The 1,600-nt window shown below is 58.6% G+C and carries 1 protein-coding gene and 2 pseudogenes; all 3 read left to right on the plus strand.

Annotation, left to right across the window (positions count from 1 at the left end; translation table 11 throughout):
* Positions 1–187 (plus strand): annotated as a pseudogene (locus VB780_RS25560) (hypothetical protein); the annotation flags it as partial.
* Between the two features lie 162 nt (positions 188–349).
* Positions 350–1,339: an IS110 family transposase gene (locus VB780_RS25565; protein ID WP_323354016.1), complete on the plus strand. Its 990-nt coding sequence runs from the start codon at positions 350–352 to the stop codon at positions 1,337–1,339.
* Positions 1,340–1,380: 41 nt separating this feature from the next.
* Positions 1,381–1,600, plus strand: a pseudogene (locus tag VB780_RS25570) (hypothetical protein); the annotation flags it as partial.

A 1,600-nucleotide genomic window follows, 5' to 3' on the forward strand; every position in this document is an offset into this window, starting at 1 on the left:
GGTGGCCGACAGCAGCTTCGCCGCTCTAGACTTGTTGGCGTCGGTGAGCCATCTCCCCCATCCTGTTCATGTCGTCACTCGACTGCGTTTAGATGCCGCCCTTGATAAACCCGCTCCGCCTCGGGACACCCACACCATCGGCCGCCCTCGTAAAGTCGGGCAACGCTTGCCCACCCTTGTATCTTGAAAAGTGTGGCAGACCGTCCCACCCTAGGTTAATCAAACCGCGTGTAGCTTGGGTCGCCGCACCTTAAGGATAAAACTCGAAAAATCGCCAGGAGCCTGTGACTCCGTATCGAGCAAGGACGAGTTTAGCTCAGAAGGTTACTGATTCAAGGTGGAGATGACCATGAACGACAGACTAGAGGATCGGCAATGGATTGGTATTGATGTCTCAAAGCGGTGCTTGGATGTCTACATTCGTCCGTTAGACCGTGCCCTTCAAGTGGCCAATAGTGAGGTGGGCCTCGTCGAGTTGCCCCAACACCTCGACGGCTTAGTCATTGGGTTAATTGTGCTGGAAGCCACCGGCGGCTATCAGACCTTGGCAGCGCGAACGTTGATGGGGCAAGGCTATCCGACGGTGGTGGTGAATCCGCGTCAAGTGCGCGACTTTGCCAAAGCGACGGGACGCTTAGCGAAAACGGACAAACTGGATGCTGAGGTGCTGGCGCATTTTGCCGACGCGATTCGCCCGGCGGTGCGGGCGATGGCGAGTGAGGACGGTCAGCAGCTTCAGGCCTTGGTGACCCGACGTCAGCAACTCGTCGAGATGCGCAGTGCGGAAAAGACCCGTCAGCGCACCGCACGCCCCACCGTCCAGGCGAGCATTGAGACCCACATCGAGTGGTTGGACGAGCAAATCAAAGCCCTTGATACCGACATTGAGGCGTTGATTCAGCAGAGTGAGCAGTGGCAGCGCACCCGTGACCTGCTGACCAGCGTCCCCGGTCTAGGGCCTGCCACCATTGGGGTGCTGGTGTCGCAGTTACCCGAACTGGGACGACTGTCCGCTAAACCGTTAGCCAGCCTCTGCGGCCTCGCGCCAATGAATCGCGATAGTGGCCAAATGCGCGGCAAACGGCAGATTGTCGGTGGCCGCGCCGCAGTGCGCACCGCGCTGTATATGGCGACCCTGGTAGCCACCCGACATAATCCGGCGATTCGGGAGTTCTATCAGCACTTACTCAAACGCGGTAAGCCCAAGAAGGTCGCCTTGATTGCCTCGATGCGCAAGCTGCTGACCATCCTCAACGCCATGGTGGCCCATGGCACCCTTTGGCAAGCCCCAGCTTGCTCATTGCCGCCAGCCGCCACCCCCGTGATAGCCACTACATAGCAGGGTGAGCTTGACAAACAAGATAATCGCTAAAAACTCGATTGGAGGAGTCCACCACCCGCTGGCAGTCCCTTACCCTGGAGGGCTGGTATGGTCAGCAAACCTACACCTTAGAGTGGGTCTCGCAAACTGCTGTGTGGTACCACACTGGACGTCCTCCTGTCCCCATTCGTTGGGTCTTGGTGCGTGACCCACTGGGCCAGTTGGAGCCTCAGGCCTTTCTCTGTACTGATCTTGATGCGCCCCCCGCCCAAATCTTGC

The sequence above is a fragment of the Leptolyngbya sp. CCNP1308 genome (genome assembly GCF_034932455.1).
Classification (GTDB): domain Bacteria; phylum Cyanobacteriota; class Cyanobacteriia; order Phormidesmidales; family Phormidesmidaceae; genus Nodosilinea.